The sequence below is a fragment of the Yoonia sp. D2-7 genome (assembly GCF_055809435.1).
This window is the reverse complement of sequence record NZ_CM147912.1, coordinates 1798534-1813961: the sequence shown is the minus strand read 5'-3', so window position 1 is coordinate 1813961 and position 15428 is coordinate 1798534. Positions and strand designations below refer to the sequence as shown.

The following is a 15428-nucleotide window of genomic DNA, read 5'->3' as shown; positions in this document are numbered from 1 at the left end:
GGGGCGGTCTTGTGCCAGCAACCACTCACACACGAACCCGAACCGGTCGGACCCTTGCGGGTCTGGCCGGTTTGGCCGCCCTTATCGCGATTGGTTTGTTAGCCAACAATGTTGCGCGCGAAATGCAAAGCCTGCGATCCGCAAGATCCGATAATGCGCAATGGTCGCTAGCCCAGACCGAGGTTGAATTCCTCGATTTTGTAAACGCCGTTAATCTTTTCGAAGAACCACCGGACCGGATCAGACGACGATTTGACGTCTTTTACAGTCGCGTGAATACGATTGAAGTCGCCGAAGTTTATGAGAAACTGCGCCAATCTGATCAATTCGCAGCGCAGTTGGCCCTGACCCGCGCCTTTTTGGACGACGCAGTTGCGATCGTTGACCAATCCGACGAAGACTTCATCGCGCAACGGGATGCCCTGAAAACGCTCGCGCAGGACGCACGTACCACAGTTCGAGGATTGTCGAATGCCGGTCTGTCGATCTTCGCTGCAAATGCGGACCGACAGCGCGAAGCTGTAGCTGGGACATTGGCGCAATTGGCTGTGGCACTGGTGGTCTTTGTCGGGGCACTTGCCACATCAATTCTGTATCTCAACCGTTTGAATACGATCAATATTACCCGCGAACGCGCTCAAAAAGAAATCGCGACCCGTATGAACACAGTGATCGAGACGTCATTGGACGGGATCATCGTGAGCAGCGATTACGGCGAGATCATCGAATTTTCGCAAGCCGCAGAGAAAATTTTCGGCTACGCAGCAGCCGAAGCCATCGGTCAGGATGTCGCCCACATCATCAACCCCAAGACCGTTCAGAATGAACAACGCACCGGACTACAGCGGCTCAGTCGCGGTGGGCTTCAGCACATGATCGGTGCAGGCCGACGTCGTATGGACGCATCACGCAAAGACGGCAGCGTGTTTCCAATTGAACTGTCGATCCAAGCCGCAGAGCTTCACGACAGCAAAATCTACGTCGTTTTCGTGCGCGATGTTTCTCGTGTTGTAGCCGCCGAACAGGAACTTGTCACAGCCCGTGACGCGGCCCTTGAGGGCGAAAAGATCAAGACCGATTTTGTGGCAACGATGAGCCACGAAATCCGCACGCCATTGAACGGGTTACTGGGTAACCTGTCGCTGATGCAGGATACTGAACTGACATCTCAGCAAGATCGCTACATGCGCAATATGGAAACCTCTGGTCGATTGCTGATGAGCCATATTTCAGATGTGCTGGATATTACGCGCTATGACGCGGGCAAACTGCAGGTCACGACTGGCCCCATGAATATCAGCATTCTGGTTCAGGATATCATTGATAACCAAAGCGCAATGGCCGTGTCGTCGGATACCACGCTAAGGTGGCACTGGATCGGTGAAAGCCGCGACTGGGTGTTGTCCGATCCGGATCGGGTACAGCTAGTCTTGATCAACCTGATCAGTAACGCCGTAAAATTCACCCGCGCTGGCGAGGTTCTTGTGACAGCCGAAATCGGTGACAACAACGCGACTTCATCGGACAACATCGTATTTTGCATCCAAGATACCGGTCCCGGCATGACCGAAGATCTGGCAAATCGTATCTTTGATGACTTTGTCACTGGTAACGCGGCATTTGATCGAGAAGTCGGCGGCACCGGCTTGGGCCTGAGCATTGCGAAGCGGTTTGTCGATGCGCTTGGTGGTGTCATTTCGGTGGAAACGGAAGTTGGGAGAGGCAGTGTATTCAAGGTCGCATTGCCGATGCCAGCAGCCGAAAAGCCTGTGGATGTCTATGCCATCCCTAAAACAGCCCCACCAAGTACCATTCTTTCGATCCTGTTAGTTGATGATAACGACATTAACCGGATTCTGGCCCGTGAAATGTTGGAAAACGCCGGCCACAAAGTCGTCGAGGCACACAACGGCAAATCAGGTGTCGATGCAGCCGCCGAGACGCGTTTCGATCTGATCTTCATGGATATCAGCATGCCCGTGATGGATGGTCGCACTGCCGCACGCAAAATCCGTTCTGGCCATGGCAAGTCTGCGCAAACCCCGATTGTCGCCCTTACCGCGCACGCGCTGCCCGAAGACCAAGCTGCATTCAAAGAAGATGGGATGGTCGCAACGCTGACAAAACCGCTGTCAAAGAACAGCCTTTTGGACGTTCTTAGATCGACCGAACTGCAAAATGTGCCTGATGCCGAAACGCGGGATCAAGGCGATGTGTACCGTTCCCAAGCCTATGCCAAAATGCTCAAGCGGTTCATTTCTGAGACCGACAGTTTTGTGGAATGGTCCCAGACGTCTAGCTTGCCGTTAGACGACATCGCCGATCAAGCCCACAAAATCGCAGGCAGCGCCGCTACGTTCCAATCCAAAGCATTTGCCGAAAGCCTGTCAGATTTGTCGGTTGCAGCACGCGCAGGCGAAGTGACCCTCGTTGGCCACGCTTTGCAAGCGTTACCGACAGAATGGCAGGACACGAAACGAGGGCTCTTAAAGCGCAATTAAGCTGCGTTAAAGTTGGTCTTTCAGGACCTTCAGCACTGCATCGGATGGCACATCGCTGGTGATAAACGCATCGCCGATACCCCGCGCGAGGATGAACCGCAATTTGCCATCAAGCACCTTCTTGTCTTGTGCCATCAAATCTAAAAGCGCCTCGGCCCCCGGCAAATCGCCCGGTATGTCCGCAAGATCGGTCTTCATACCCATCGCTTTGAGATGCGCGCGCACGCGGCTTGGGTCTTCCTGACTACACAGGCCCAGACGAGATGACAGTTCAAACGCCAAAGCGCAGCCGATGGCGACACCTTCGCCATGCAGCAATCGATCCGAATATCCAGTCGCCGCTTCAAGGGCGTGACAGAACGTGTGCCCGAGGTTCAAAAGGGCACGATCCCCCTGCTCTGTCTCGTCGCGCTTGACGATATCGGCTTTCATTTCACACGACCGCGTCACTGCCTGTACTCGTGCTGCCATATCGCCGCCCGCCATGCCCGGCGCATTGCTTTCCAGCCAATCGAAAAACTGGGCGTCGCCCAGAAGGCCGTATTTGACAACTTCGCCATACCCCGCAAGGAAATCGCGTTTTTCCAGCGTTGACAAAAGATCAGTATCCGCAAGCACCAAACTTGGCTGATGAAATGCGCCGATCAGGTTCTTGCCAGCCGGAGAGTTGATACCCGTCTTGCCGCCAACCGAACTATCGACCTGCGCCAGCAGCGTCGTCGGGATTTGCACAAAGCGGACCCCGCGCCGCAAGACTGCGGCCGCGAACCCAGCCAGATCACCGATCACCCCGCCGCCAAAGGCCACGACGATATCGCCACGTTCAACCTTTTCGGACAAAAGCCATTCGACAGAACGTTCCAGCTGGGCCCAACATTTTGTCGCTTCACCCGCAGGCAAGGCAAGTGCCGCAGAGGTTAAACCAGATGCCTCAAGGTTTGCTTGCAGCGTCGCTAGGTGCAGCCCCGCCACGGTTTCATCTGTGATAATCGTGACATGCGGGCGGCGCGTCATCTCGGCGATACGCGGCCCAGCTTGCGCCAATACACCCGGCCCAATCTGGATGTCATATTCGCGGCCGGGCAAATCAACGGAAACGGTACGCGGTGTCGTCGTCATGACAATTTCTCCAGCAGGTCTGGGTATTGAGACAAGGTTTTCACAACCATATCGGTTGTTTGTTCGATGGATGCGTTGTCAGTAATTTTGATATGTATTCCGGCCTGCGCGTATACAGGCACACGGACGTCAAAAATGTCAGACAGCGTCTGGCGTGGGTTGTCGGTTCGCAAAAGCGGGCGCGTGTCCTTATTGCGGACCCGTTCCCACAGAATGTCCAAAGATGCATCCAGCCACACGGCCGCCCCTTTATCCGCAATCGCGGCACGCACTGTGTCGGTGAGGAATGCGCCACCGCCTGTAGACAAAATACACGGATCACCTGCCAGCAACCGATCAATCACTTCGGCTTCGCGTTTGCGAAAAAAGGCTTCACCGTCGCGCTCAAAAATCTCGGCGATTGAAATTGCGGCAGCTTCTTCAATGGCAGCGTCACTATCCAGAAATGCCACATCAAGCTGGGCCGCTAACGCCTTGCCAATGGCCGTTTTTCCCGATCCCATCATTCCAACCAGAACAACAGTCTTTTTCAGGCAATATGCATCTTCAGTGGCTTGAGACATGTCTGGTCCGCTGTATATTCAGGCAGGTCATCGGCTGTGACCCGCTTAATCATGATTTATATCATTCAATGGCGTGATCTTGCCGAAAAGGCCATATATAAACGCAAGCAAATGCGGGCCGATAACCGTAACATTGGGCAATTAACACAATTTCGAGGCAATCTATGTGGCGACTGATCAAAGCACTGGTATTTTTGACAGCTCTGGCTGCGATAGGCTTGATCGGCTACGCATATGTAGGTCCGATATTTTTCCCCGGTGATTTTGCCCCACCACGGGTTCAGGTCGTGGAACCTCTGACGTTGGATTTGGAGTGATATGAAACCTGTTGTTCTTACATTTGTTTTTGGCACGTTTGCCGCCACATTAGGACCTCAGGTTCACGCACAATCGGCTGAACCCTTGTCAGCCATTGATTGGCTATCCCAAAGCGTTGAACCCGCAAAGATCCCAACACGTCGCCTACCAACGGCGCCTGCAGTGCGCGATGAAGCACCTGTTGCATCCGGCGCTGGGACACCATCTGTTACGACGACCCCGCTTGACGGACCGTCACCTGATCCGATTGGCCTGTTGTCATCCGATCTAACCGGATTGCCCGCAACGCTTTGGTCTGCCAGCGAAGAAGCAACCCTAATCGCATTGCTCCAAGCCCAACAAACCGATGGCTTGCCGGCCATGCAGGATTTGCTGAAGACCTTGTTGATGGCTGAGGCTGATCCACCATTGGGCGCATCGGCAGCAGGCGGTTTGTTCCAAGCCCGTGTTGATAAGCTGCTGGATATCGGCGCGATTGAACCTGCCCAAGCCCTGCTCGAACAAGCCGGTGCCGATACCCCCGATCTTTTCCGCCGTTGGTTTGATGTGGCCCTGTTGACCGGATCAGAAGATATGGCCTGCCACACCTTGCAGGCCCGCATTGACGTGGCCCCAACCTATGCCGCCCGCATTTTCTGCCTTGCCCGTGGTGGTGACTGGAATGCGGCCGCTTTGTCTTTGAATACACATCGGGTGTTGGGCGATATTTCGGAAGATGAAGAAGCACTGCTGTCGCGCTTCCTTGATCCTGAACTTTACGAAGGTGAACCGCCACTTGGCACGCCCGAACGGATTAGCCCGCTGGTGTTTCGCCTTTATGAAGCAATTGGCGAGCGGATGACGACAAACCGTCTGCCCCGTGCCTTTGCCCATGCAGACCTGCGCAATCAGGTGGGTTGGAAAAGCCAACTGGAAGCCGCCGAACGCCTTGCCCGCCACGGCGCCATCGCAGGTAATGTGTTGTTCGCACTGTATACGTCGCGGCGGCCGTCGGCCTCTGGCGGGGTGTGGGACCGTGCGGATGCGATACAAGATTTCGACACAGCCATCCGTGAAAACGATCCAGACGCGATCGCAGCGACCTTGCCCGCTGCTTGGGACGCAATGAAATTCGTGAAGACGGAAATCGCCTTTGCACAAAACTTCGGACCCAATCTGGTCGATGTGCCCCTGGAAGGCAAAGCCGCAGAAGTAGCCGCGGCTGTCGGCCTGTTGTCGTCATCGTATGAAGCAACAGCCATTGCCCGCAGCGTCGGCGACGCGTTCCTTGTGGCACTTGCGCGCGGCGTTCCTCAGGGCGTTGAAGCAACCGACCCGCTACGCCGCGCCATTGCGGATGCATTTGGCGACGTCAGCGCCCCTGATGCGTTGAAAGACATGGTTGAAAACGGCCAATTAGGCGAAGCTATCCTGCGATCTATCGCCTTGGTTGATGTGGGCATGTCGGGCGATTACCAGACCTTGACCGAAGCGCTATCGTTTCTGCGATCCGTGGGTCTCGAAGACGTTGCACGCCGTGCAGGCCTGCAATTGTTGTTATTAGAGCGGCCAACATGACCCCCGCTGATCGCCCGATGATGCACTGGGTGCAGGCGTTTCTAGAAGCGCAGGCCGCCGAACTTGATGCCGCGACAAACACACAACTTGCCTATGCCAATGACCTCAAAGACTTTGCCGGATGGCTGACACCGCTTGGCAAACACTTTGCAACCGCCACCCAAGACGACGTCGAAGGTTATTTGATCGAATGCGACACCCAAGGGCTATCCGCATCGACACGCGCACGCCGCTTGTCCGCAATCAAGCAATTGTACCGGTTTGCCTTTGAGGAAAGCTGGCGCGCGGACAATCCCGCCATCCAGATCAAAGGTCCGGGTAAGAAGAAATCGCTGCCGAAGACGTTATCGATTGAAGAAGTTGACGCGCTGATCTCTGCCGCTGCAGCACATAAGAAAGAAGGCAAGCGCAACGCCTGCCTGATGCACCTGCTCTATGCCACAGGCATGCGGGTGACTGAACTGGTGACGTTGCCGGTGACGTCCGCGCGTGGCGATCCTGCGATGCTGTTGGTCCGCGGCAAAGGTGGCAAAGAACGTATGGTCCCCCTGTCACCCCCTGCCAAAGCTGCGATGGCAGAATGGCTGGTCGCATGGGATGAAGCCGACGACGCGGCTCGCGCGCTTGGAAAGCCGTCATCGAAATTTCTGTTCCCATCTCGGTCCAAGGCCGGCCATCTGACGCGGCATCGCTTCTTCGGCATGATCAAGGAATTTGCAGTCACAGCGGGGGTTTCGCCCGACAAAGTTACACCTCACACGCTGCGCCATGCCTTTGCCACGCATCTGTTAGCCGGTGGCGCGGATCTGCGGGCGATCCAGACGATGCTAGGCCATGCGGATGTGGCCACGACTGAAATCTACACACACGTGGTAGACGAACGGCTGACGGCGCTGGTGATGGAACACCACCCGCTGTCAAAGGCCAAAACAACGAAGGATGACGATGCGTCTTGATCGTCAGACCTGTAACCCTTACTTTCCCACCACCCTATTATTGAAAGAGAGCAATGGACCCCTCGACATTTGACGCCGCGTTTTGGATTACTGCGGCCGCTATTTTAGTTTTGCTTGCCATGTCAGGCTTTTTCTCTGGGTCCGAAACCGCTCTTACCGCCGCATCACGGGGCAAACTGCGCTCTGCTGCGGATCGTGGATCGAAGGGTGCTGAAACCGCATTGGACCTGACAGACGACAGCGAACGTTTGATCGGGTCGGTTCTGCTGGGCAACAACGTCGTGAACATTCTGGCGACATCGCTTGCAACCGCCGTACTGACCAAGGTCTTTGGCCAAAACGGCGTGGCGGCGGCAACCCTGATCATGACCTTACTGGTGCTGATCTTCGCCGAAGTGCTGCCCAAAACCTACGCGATCACGAACCCCGAATTGGTCGCATCCCGCGTGGCGCGCCCGATTGCATTTGTGGTGCTGATCTTTTCACCCATCGTTGCAATGGTGCGTGTGCTTGTCCGCGCAATCTTGCGCCTGTTCGGTGTGCAAACAGACCCTGACAGCCACATCCTTGCGGTTCGCGAAGAAATCGCAGGTGCCTTGCAACTTGGCCATTCCGAAGGCTTCGTCGAAAAAGAAGACCGCGACCGGATTTTGGGCGCGCTTGACCTGAACGAACGCGCGGTTGAAGAAATCATGCTACATCGTTCGAACATCGAAATGGTTGATGCCGCCCTTCCCGCCCAAGAAATCCTGGCGCAAATCCTACAGTCCAAAAACACGCGCCACCCGATCTACCGTGACGATCCCGAAAACATCGTTGGTGTGATCCACGCCAAAGACCTGTCGCGGGCGCTATATAATTTGCTGACCAGTGACGAGAACACGGAAAAAGCATTGCAATCCTTCGACATCATGTCGGTCGCAATGGACCCTTATTTTGTGCCTGAAACCACAACGCTCGACGATCAGATGCGCCAGTTCTTGCTGCGTAAAGCGCACTTTGCGCTCGTTGTGGACGAATACGGCGGCCTGCAGGGCTTGATTACGCTGGAAGACATCTTGGAAGAAATCGTCGGTGAGATTGCCGATGAATTCGACGAAGACGAAGACCACCAGATCGAGAAATGTGCCGACGGCACCTATTTGGTGGATGGCAGCATGACGATCCGCGACTTGAACCGCGCCCACGATTGGAACATGCCCGACGAAGAGGCCAACACAGTGGCCGGTCTGGTCATCCACGAAGCGCAGATGATCCCGATTGAAGGTCAGGTGTTCAGTTTCCACGGCTTCCGGTTTGAAGTCGTGAGCAAAGAAGAAAACCGGATCGCCGAGCTGAAGATCCGGCCACTTTAATGACTTATCCGCCGGCGGCGCCTAGATGGTGCCTCCGGCGGAAATTTTTGGCCAAAGGGACCGAAGGATCAGCGCCCTTTGAACAGGCTGCCCAAGATACCACGCACCAAACGGCGGCCAGTGGTGCCTTTCAGCTCCTTTGCAACCACGGACGCAAGCGCCCCGCCAAAACTGGTGTCTTTGCTAGACCGACGCGACGTTGACCGGCCTTTTGTGCCCGTCCCTGTATAGCGCCGTGCGGCTTTGAATTCGCGTTCTTTTTCTTCCAGACGCTCTTCTTCGGCTTCTGCCTTTTCCGCTTCGGCTGCTGCATCTGCCGCGCGTTTGGTCAGCATTTCATGCGCAGAGTTGCGGTCGATGGTTGTGTCGTACTTGCCCGCCATCGGTGACGCGTTCATCACCGCCTTGCGTTCGGTCGCGGACAGCGGCCCCAATTGCGAAGACGGCGGGCGGATCAGCGTCCGCTCCACGATCATAGGGATGCCTTTTGCATCAAGCATCGATGTGACCGCTTCGCCTGTTCCGACTTCCTGGATCGCCTCTGCGGTATCGAATGCCGGATTGTCGCGATAGGTTTGTGCGGCCAATTTCAGTTCTTTGCGATCTTTCGCTGTGAAGGCACGTAGGGCGTGCTGCACACGGTTGCCCAGCTGTGACAGTACATCGTCAGGCACGTCGGCAGGATTTTGCGTGATGAAATAGATGCCCACGCCTTTGGACCGGATCAGGCGGGCAACTTGTTCGACCTTATCAACCAGCGCTTTGGGCGCGTCGTCGAACAGCAAATGGGCTTCGTCGAAGAAAAACACGAGCTTGGGTTTATCGGGGTTGCCGACCTCTGGCATGACCTCGAACAATTCGGACAGCAGCCACAGCAGGAATGTCGCGTAAAGCCGCGGGCTGGCCATCAACTGGTCTGCCGCGAGGATGTTGATCATACCGCGCCCGTCCGTATCGGTGCGCATCAGATCGTGCAAATCAAGCGCGGGTTCGCCAAACAATGCAGACCCACCTTGGTTTTCCAACACAAGCAACTGTCGTTGGATCGCCCCGACAGATGATGTTGAAACGTTGCCGTAGCGCAATGACAGATCAGAAGCGTTTTGTCCGACCCAGACCAGCAAGGCTTGCAGGTCTTTTAGGTCGAGCAGCGGCAGACCTTCCTCATCGGCGACCCGGAAGGCGACGTTCATCACACCTTCTTGCACGTCCGTCAGTTCCATCAATCGGGACAGCAGCAGCGGCCCCATTTCGGCGACAGTCGCGCGGATTGGATGGCCTTGTTTACCGAACAGATCCCAGAAGGTGACCGGAAACTTATCGTATTGCAGATCAAGGCCGATCGTCGCGGCCCGTTTCATAAATGGATCGTGCAATTTGAAGTCAACGCTGCCCGACGCGGCAAGGCCTGACAGATCACCCTTCACGTCTGACAAAAACACCGGCACGCCATTAGCGGCAAACCCTTCCGCCAAAATCTGGAGCGTCACGGTTTTGCCGGTGCCCGTCGCGCCCGCAATCAGACCATGACGGTTTGACTTATCAAGCAACAAGGATTGCGCTTCAGCGTAGTCTTGACCACCGCCACCAATAAAAATTCTGTCAGACATCCGCTGAGTACTCCCTTTGTGCTGAGACAAAATACATTCTTAACTAGTTTGCGCTAGGTCTAATGTAGCGCGGCCATCACTCCCCCCTCCCAGATGCGCGGCGCTTGACTCCCTGTCAGACTTGCCGTGCCTTCGGGCACGGCTTTTTTCGGCTTAATCCCCCGTTTTACTCAATTTTTCGAACTATCCAGTTGACGATCTGTGCGTCATTCCGTAGCGTTCGCGTAATAAGTCGGCAAAGTCCGACAGGGAGACATAGAAGAAGGGTCCTTGCGCTGCAGGGGCCCTTTTTTCTTGACCCATGTTGGTTGCGCAGGTGGATATAAGCAGACCTTTGCCGCTTTGAGCGGTTTTGCCCCTGACACCCGTGTTTTGCCGTGCTAATCCGAGTCAACTAAAACCAATGGACTGATATTCATGTTGAAGACCGCTACACCGTTTTTGGTCGCCTTGATGTTGGCGACACCTGCATTTGCACAAGAGACTGCGACTGACGACGCCACCGAAGAAGCCGCACCAGCGGTTGAAGCTGATCCTGCTGATGGCCTATCATTGGGTACGTTGCTTGACGACGCAGCAGAACCAACTGTTGATGATCTTGCAGTTGGCCAACCTTACGTGCGTGGGGAATCTGGTGATTGGGTCTACCGTTGTCTAAAATCCGAACCCGGCAACGCCGATCCTTGCCAGCTCTATCAACTGTTGAATGACGCGTCTGGCAATTCTGTCGCTGAAATCAGCATCTTCCCGCTGGAAGGTTCCGGTCGTGCAGCAGCTGGGGCAACAATCGTGGCACCACTGGAAACGCTTCTGACACAGCAGTTGACCCTGTCAGTTGATGGCGGTGCGGCACGTCGTTACCCGTTCACATTCTGCAACACCGCAGGCTGCGTGGCTCGTGTGGGATTCACAGCAGAAGAAGTCGCACAATTCAAACGCGGCAACGCGGCGACCATCGTGATGGTCCCAGCAGCAGCACCTGACGAAGCAGTTGAACTGACCGTTTCTTTGAGCGGCTTCACGGCAGGCTACGACGGCTTGTCAGAATAAGACACGATTTATGATTGATAGATGGGCGCCCAGAGAAATCTGCGGCGCCCTTTCTTATGCGGCTTTCACAGCGATAACAGCGTTCAGGCCACCAAATGCAAAGGCATTGGACAAGGCGACATCAACTTTTGCATCTCGCGCTTCATTCGGCACGACATCCAAATCGCAGGCCGGATCGGGCGTCTCAAACCCAATCGTCGGTGCGATGACACCGTCTTTCACGGCCATGATGCAGGACAAAAGTTCAACCGCGCCCGTACCGCCGATCAGATGACCATGCATCGATTTCGTGGACGATATCATAAGGTTGTCCGCATGCGTGCCAAACACATCCCTGATCGCGGCACATTCCGTTTTGTCGTTCACGGTCGTGCCGGTCCCGTGGGCATTGATGTAGCCAACAGCATCGACATCGACCTGCGCATCCCGTACCGCACCAGCAATCGCACGGGCAGCCCCGTCCGGTGATGGCACCACGATGTCAGAGGCGTCGGAAGACATGGCGAACCCCACGACTTCACACAGGATTTCAGCACCGCGGGCCTGAGCGTGTTCCATATCTTCAAACACAAACACAGCTGCCCCTTCCCCCTGCACCATCCCGTTGCGATTGGCAGAAAACGGGCGGCAGCCGTCTTTTGACATGACCCGCAAACCTTCCCATGCTTTGATCCCGCCAAAGCACAGCATCGCCTCTGAACCGCCCGTAACCATGACTGGTGCCATCCCGGACCGGACCATGTTAAACGCCTGTCCCATAGCGTGATTGGATGACGCGCATGCGGTCGCAACGGTAAAGCTTGGACCGCGCAGATTATGGGTCATGGCCACATGGGACACAGCCGCGTTGTTCATTAGACGTGGCACGATAAACGGATGGACACGGTTTTTACCGTCCTCATAAACGGCGCGGTAGTTATCGTCTTGGGTATTCAGACCGCCGCCGGACGTGCCAAGAATAACACCTGACTTATCAGACAGTTCGCCATCAAAGTTCATGCCAGACTGCGCAATCGCTTGATCTGCGGCCAAAAGCGCAAATTGGGTAAAACGATCGTAAAGCGTCAGTTTCTGGCGATCAAAATGGTCCGCTTCGTCATAGCCACGCACCTGTGCGCCGATCAACGTCACGGATATCCAGCGGACCAATACCGCAGCGCCCTTCGCGCATTGCGTCCATTGTAGACGCCACATCATGACCCAATGGGTTAATCGTGCCAGCACCCGTGATCACCACACGGCGCATAGGCTAGGCCTGCTCTGTCACAAGACGGTCAACCGCCTTGATGATGGCCGCGACATTCGAGATGTCAAAATCGCTTTCCGATGGTTCGTTCGCGTTAAATGGAACGGAGATATCAAAGGCTTCTTCAATCCCGAAGATGGTTTCAACCAGCCCCATACTATCGATCCCAAGCAATTCCGGCGTATCAGTCAGTTTGATATCAGACGGGTCCATCAAAGCTTGTTCGGCGATAATAGCGATGACTTTGTCTTGGGTATTCACGGACCGACCTCGTTCTGACTTTGCGCTTATGTATCATCACTTGGTTTGGAAACAAGATTACGACGGGCCCCGTTTTGGGCCGCATCGCGCAGCGCCCGTTGTTCAGCGCGGAACGTCAGCATCGGCTTGGCCGGATAGCCCATCATAAAGCTGCCACGAGGTGTATTGCCCAGCACAATCGCGGCGCCACCAAGCAGGCAATCGGATCCAATAGAAATGTTATCAGCGACACCTGACTTCCCCCCTAAGATTGACCGGTCTCCGATCACAGCAGACCCTGCCACAGCCGTTTGCGCGCACAAAAGGCAATCTTCGCCGACAATGACATTATGCCCAACTTGCACAAGGTTATCGATCTTCGTGCCGCGTCCAACTTGCGTCGGACGAATGGTGCCCGCATCAATGGTCGCGTTTGCACCAACTTCGACATGATCACCCAAGACAACTGAGCCAAGTGAATGGATACGATGTTGGATGGCGTCATCTGATGCTTCAAAAGCCGTCTTGCCCAGTGTCCGTCGTCCGATTTCAGCAATAGAAGGTGTCGCGGTGACGAATGAAAACCCATCCGCACCGATCACAACATTGGGGTGCAAGATGACCCGATCCCCGATCCGCACATTTCGCCCGATCCGCACGCCCGCATGTATTTCACAGCGCGCGCCAACCATTGCACCAGCCCCGATGCTGACATGTTCGACAATCGTTGTATCAGCCCCGATGACTGCATCTGCGCCAACCACACAGAACGGTCCGATAGATACGCCTTCCGCGATAGTGGCCGATGGATCGATGATTGCAGACGGATGGATACCCTGCCCGATCAAAGGCTTGTCCATCATCTGGGTCAGGACTGACATCGCGAGACGCGGACGTGGCACAACAATCGCGGCTTTCAGATCAAGCGCTTGCCAATCGGCATCCGCCCAGACGATTGCAGCAACGGCATCACTTGCCTTCAGCGCGTCGCCATAACGCGGTGACATTGCCAGAGCCAGATCATCCGGTCCTGCTGACGCAGGTTCTGACAGGCCTTGAACAGCCACAGTCCCGTCGCCCAGAACCTGAGCACCAAGCGCCTGTGCGATCGTCGCAATCGTTTGTGTCATCTATCCCTGCCCTTTGACCCAGCTTGAAGGTCGTGCGACAGACTTAGCCCTGAACGCCGGGAACGACCACCCCTTCGCGGGTCAGTGCATTCCAGATCTTACGGTCACGTCCGTAGATGTCGCGACGGAATTCTACGTCGCCCGTGTTCGTCGTAAACGCGGTCCGGTACACCAAATGCACAGGAACAGCTTCATCCAACGTCACGCGCGATTCGTTGCCAGTCCGCAAGCGCGACTGGAACAATTCCTCGGGGTTATCAGACTGTTTCGCCAGCAACGCATAGGCGAAATCAAACGGATCGTTCAAACGAATACAGCCGTGGCTGTAGGCGCGCACTTCGCGGCCAAACAGGCTTTTGGCGGGCGTGTCATGCAAATAGATGTTGTATTGGTTCGGGAACATGAATTTCACCAAACCAAGGGCGTTCCGGTTCGACGGAGGCTGGCGCATTGAGAACGGGAAGTTACGCGCGTTGTAACGGTTGAAGTCGATATTCGCGCGGTTCACCGTCCGGCCATTGCGGTCCGTGATCAGCAAATGACCAGCAGCGCCACGGTTACGCTGCATCTGCGGCAGGTATTCTTTTGTGACGATAGAGCGTGGGACGTACCAGCTCGGGTTGATCACCATATATTCCATGATGTCGGAAAATTCTGGCGTTTCGCGGTCCGGATCGACGGCCCCGATTACGGAACGGGTCGAAAAGGTAACTTGGCCAAAATCAACGACCTTCGCTGAAAAATCAGTCAAGTTCACCCAAACATGGCGGTCGCCTTTGTCTTGGCTGAACCAACGTTCGCGTTCCATCGCGACCACAATCGACTGAAGTCGTTCGCTAATCGGGCGGTTCATTTCTGCGATTGTAGACGGACCAGCAGTGCCGTCTTCTTGCAAACCATGACTGCGCTGAAATGCACGAACAGCTTCGACGATCTGCGCATCATAGGTCGCGGTGACAGACCGCTCCAAATACCCCATCGCAACTAAACGGTTCCGCAAGGCGATGACTTCCGCGCCAGTGGCTCCTGATTCCAGCTTTTCAGCATTCACGACCGGACCCCAACCGCCTGTCGCTTGTTGGGTTTCCAAACGCAATTTTGCAGCGACCAATCGCGTGTATTCTGGTGTGCTTGGCGGCAATGACCGCAAGAAAGTCGTAGGGTTGCTGCTGCGGAATTCCGTCAGAAGATCGACACGCGGCATATAGGTTACTTCACGGACAATCATCGGATCAACCGACTTTGGACGCAACACACCGGATTGGACGTCGCGGGCGTATTGCAAGAACGTCTTGGTCAACAGCACTTCGATCTCACCCAGCTCTGCTGGTGTCCGTGCAGATTGCATTTGTGCAATTAGGGACGCGACATCATAGCGGTTCGTGGGCAGGCCGTGGTGACCTGCATTTTCAAGCGCGGACAACAACGCATTGCGGTGCCCCATCGCCGAATCGCCGCTCCAAATCCCTTCGAAATTACGAGACCGGTAAAACGCAGCCACATCATCATCACGCGCTGCAGTTTCAGCAACGGCTTGGCGAAAAGCAGTGACTTGTGCCTGAACGCTTGCAGGAATGGCAGTTCCGGCCAGTGCGACAACGCTTACAACACATCCAAAACGACGCAACCGTGCGCCAGCGAAATCGATAAACCGACCCATTATTCCCCCTAGATTACTCGTCTTTTGCCCGAAATTATTGCCGCGGGCAGCGTTATCCAACTGTGTACGCACAATATGTTGTAGGTGTCTAATCACGTTGAAATCATCTGTATGCCTGACGGC

General features: G+C 55.3%; 11 protein-coding genes and 1 pseudogene. 5 read left to right on the top strand and 7 right to left on the bottom strand.

Going from position 1 to position 15428, the window contains the following annotated elements:
* Nucleotides 1–11 precede the first annotated feature (11 nt).
* Complete coding sequence (locus AC0L7R_RS08800; protein ID WP_473656499.1) at nucleotides 12–2501, top strand: ATP-binding protein; 2490 nt, start codon at nucleotides 12–14, stop codon at nucleotides 2499–2501.
* Nucleotides 2502–2507: 6 nt separating this feature from the next.
* On the opposite strand, the gene aroB is transcribed toward AC0L7R_RS08800, so the two are convergent.
* Nucleotides 2508–3620, bottom strand: a complete 1113-nt coding sequence (gene aroB / locus AC0L7R_RS08795; protein WP_473656498.1) for a 3-dehydroquinate synthase — start codon at nucleotides 3618–3620, stop codon at nucleotides 2508–2510.
* Entirely contained in the window at nucleotides 3617–4183 is a 567-nt protein-coding gene (locus AC0L7R_RS08790) for a shikimate kinase (protein ID WP_473656497.1), read from the bottom strand. The genes aroB and AC0L7R_RS08790 overlap by 4 nt, the downstream gene beginning before the upstream one ends.
* Before the next feature lie 318 nt (nucleotides 4184–4501).
* Here AC0L7R_RS08790 and AC0L7R_RS08785 point away from each other — a divergent pair, with 318 nt between their 5' ends.
* From AC0L7R_RS08785 to AC0L7R_RS08775, 3 genes are read left to right on the top strand one after another with little or no spacing between them, the layout of a single operon-like run.
* The gene (locus tag AC0L7R_RS08785) at nucleotides 4502–6058 is read left to right on the top strand and encodes a hypothetical protein (RefSeq protein ID WP_473656495.1); all 1557 of its coding nucleotides are present in this window, start codon (nucleotides 4502–4504) and stop codon (nucleotides 6056–6058) included.
* Nucleotides 6055–7014 carry a tyrosine recombinase gene (locus tag AC0L7R_RS08780; RefSeq protein WP_473656494.1) on the top strand — a complete coding sequence of 320 codons (960 nt, stop codon included), beginning with the start codon at nucleotides 6055–6057 and terminating at the stop codon, nucleotides 7012–7014. Before AC0L7R_RS08785 ends, AC0L7R_RS08780 begins: the two co-directional genes overlap by 4 nt.
* A gap of 53 nt (nucleotides 7015–7067) precedes the next feature.
* Nucleotides 7068–8369 carry an HlyC/CorC family transporter gene (locus AC0L7R_RS08775; protein WP_348108309.1) on the top strand — a complete coding sequence of 434 codons (1302 nt, stop codon included), beginning with the start codon at nucleotides 7068–7070 and terminating at the stop codon, nucleotides 8367–8369.
* 68 nt (nucleotides 8370–8437) lie between these two features.
* Here the strand turns inward: AC0L7R_RS08775 and AC0L7R_RS08770 are convergent, their stop codons facing one another.
* The gene (locus tag AC0L7R_RS08770; protein WP_473656493.1) at nucleotides 8438–9979 is read right to left on the bottom strand and encodes a helicase HerA-like domain-containing protein; all 1542 of its coding nucleotides are present in this window, start codon (nucleotides 9977–9979) and stop codon (nucleotides 8438–8440) included.
* A gap of 417 nt (nucleotides 9980–10396) precedes the next feature.
* Here AC0L7R_RS08770 and AC0L7R_RS08765 point away from each other — a divergent pair, with 417 nt between their 5' ends.
* Nucleotides 10397–11029 (top strand): invasion associated locus B family protein, encoded by a 633-nt coding sequence (locus tag AC0L7R_RS08765; RefSeq protein ID WP_473656492.1) that lies wholly within the window; start codon nucleotides 10397–10399, stop codon nucleotides 11027–11029.
* A 54-nt stretch (nucleotides 11030–11083) separates the two neighbouring features.
* On the opposite strand, the pseudogene AC0L7R_RS08760 reads toward AC0L7R_RS08765, so the two are convergent.
* The 4 genes and pseudogenes from AC0L7R_RS08760 to AC0L7R_RS08745 form a co-directional block, all read right to left on the bottom strand.
* A pseudogene (locus AC0L7R_RS08760) lies at nucleotides 11084–12275 on the bottom strand (beta-ketoacyl-[acyl-carrier-protein] synthase family protein).
* Between the two features lie 3 nt (nucleotides 12276–12278).
* The gene (locus tag AC0L7R_RS08755; RefSeq protein WP_348109075.1) at nucleotides 12279–12536 is read right to left on the bottom strand and encodes an acyl carrier protein; all 258 of its coding nucleotides are present in this window, start codon (nucleotides 12534–12536) and stop codon (nucleotides 12279–12281) included.
* A 26-nt stretch (nucleotides 12537–12562) separates the two neighbouring features.
* A complete protein-coding gene (gene lpxD, locus AC0L7R_RS08750; RefSeq protein WP_473656490.1) occupies nucleotides 12563–13645 on the bottom strand; it encodes a UDP-3-O-(3-hydroxymyristoyl)glucosamine N-acyltransferase in 1083 nt (360 codons plus the stop codon).
* A gap of 43 nt (nucleotides 13646–13688) precedes the next feature.
* Nucleotides 13689–15305, bottom strand: coding sequence for a L,D-transpeptidase scaffold domain-containing protein (locus AC0L7R_RS08745; RefSeq protein WP_473656489.1), 1617 nt, complete (start codon nucleotides 15303–15305; stop codon nucleotides 13689–13691).
* Nucleotides 15306–15428: the final 123 nt, after the last annotated feature.

Coding starts and splice junctions, on each gene's coding strand:
- aroB (WP_473656498.1), bottom strand. CDS start 3,620: ATGACGACGACACCGCGTACCGTTTCCGTTGATTTGCCCGGCCGCGAA.
- AC0L7R_RS08790 (WP_473656497.1), bottom strand. CDS start 4,183: ATGTCTCAAGCCACTGAAGATGCATATTGCCTGAAAAAGACTGTTGTT.
- AC0L7R_RS08785 (WP_473656495.1), top strand. CDS start 4,502: ATGAAACCTGTTGTTCTTACATTTGTTTTTGGCACGTTTGCCGCCACA.
- AC0L7R_RS08780 (WP_473656494.1), top strand. CDS start 6,055: ATGACCCCCGCTGATCGCCCGATGATGCACTGGGTGCAGGCGTTTCTA.
- AC0L7R_RS08775 (WP_348108309.1), top strand. CDS start 7,068: ATGGACCCCTCGACATTTGACGCCGCGTTTTGGATTACTGCGGCCGCT.
- AC0L7R_RS08770 (WP_473656493.1), bottom strand. CDS start 9,979: ATGTCTGACAGAATTTTTATTGGTGGCGGTGGTCAAGACTACGCTGAA.
- AC0L7R_RS08765 (WP_473656492.1), top strand. CDS start 10,397: ATGTTGAAGACCGCTACACCGTTTTTGGTCGCCTTGATGTTGGCGACA.
- lpxD (WP_473656490.1), bottom strand. CDS start 13,645: ATGACACAAACGATTGCGACGATCGCACAGGCGCTTGGTGCTCAGGTT.
- AC0L7R_RS08745 (WP_473656489.1), bottom strand. CDS start 15,305: ATGGGTCGGTTTATCGATTTCGCTGGCGCACGGTTGCGTCGTTTTGGA.